Origin of the sequence: Proteus sp. fly-1067 (genome assembly GCF_040139345.1) — a bacterium.
Lineage (GTDB): Bacteria > Pseudomonadota > Gammaproteobacteria > Enterobacterales > Enterobacteriaceae > Proteus > Proteus vulgaris_B.
Genome location: NZ_JBEEUL010000069.1, coordinates 1 through 825, shown reverse-complemented (window position 1 = coordinate 825; position 825 = coordinate 1). Strand labels below are relative to the sequence as shown.

Here is an 825-nt window from a genome sequence, read left to right as displayed (position 1 = left end):
CTCGAATTTTGCCGGGAGCCTTACGGATAGTCTCCCTCGAAACACTCAGAGGATAACCAACACGTGATGATACGTATGAAATATCTGGTGGCTGCCGCCACGTTGAGCCTGGTACTCACCGGATGCTCCAGCAATAATGAAATCAGCCCTGATAGCACCCCGGCTGAAATGTACAGTGTTGGCCAGCAAAAGTTGCAGGATGGTAACTACAAAGCGGCCATCAAGCAATTGGAAGCGTTGGATAACCGCTATCCATTTGGCCCATATGCCCAGCAGGTACAATTAGACCTGATTTATGCTTATTATAAATCAGCTGAACTACCAATGGCGATAGCTGCAATTGACCGCTTTATGCGTCTAAACCCAACCCACCCAAATATTGACTATGTGCTCTATATGCGTGGTTTGACTGCGATGGCACTTGATGATAGTGCATTGCAAGGTTTCTTTGGTATTGACCGCTCAGATAGAGATCCTCAACACGCACGAGTCGCCTTTAAGGACTTTAGCCAATTGGTTCGTTACTATCCTAACAGCCTCTATGCTAACGATTCCAGCAAACGTCTTATCTATTTAAAAGATCGTTTAGCGCGATTTGACCTCTCCGTCGTTGAATATTACAACAAACGTGGTGCCTATGTCGCGGTTGTCAATCGAGTTCAACAAATGTTAAGAGACTACCCAGATACTGATGCCACAAGAAAAGCATTAAAATACATGGAGATAGCTTACAATCAAATGGGGCTTAACGCGGAAGCAAATAAAGTTGCAAACTTGATTGCCGCTAATAGTAATTAATCAAACTGTAGAATTGAGAAACGGCAG

General features: G+C 44.2%; 1 protein-coding gene. It reads left to right on the top strand.

Features of this window, described 5'->3' with window-relative positions:
- Positions 1–66 precede the first annotated feature (66 nt).
- A complete protein-coding gene (gene bamD, locus ABN217_RS19155) occupies positions 67–798 on the top strand; it encodes an outer membrane protein assembly factor BamD (protein ID WP_070926474.1) in 732 nt (243 codons plus the stop codon).
- Positions 799–825: the final 27 nt, after the last annotated feature.

Bases quoted from the DNA above. Each gene is read 5' to 3' on its own strand.
- bamD (WP_070926474.1), top strand. From the start codon at position 67: ATGATACGTATGAAATATCTGGTGGCTGCCGCCACGTTGAGCCTGGTA.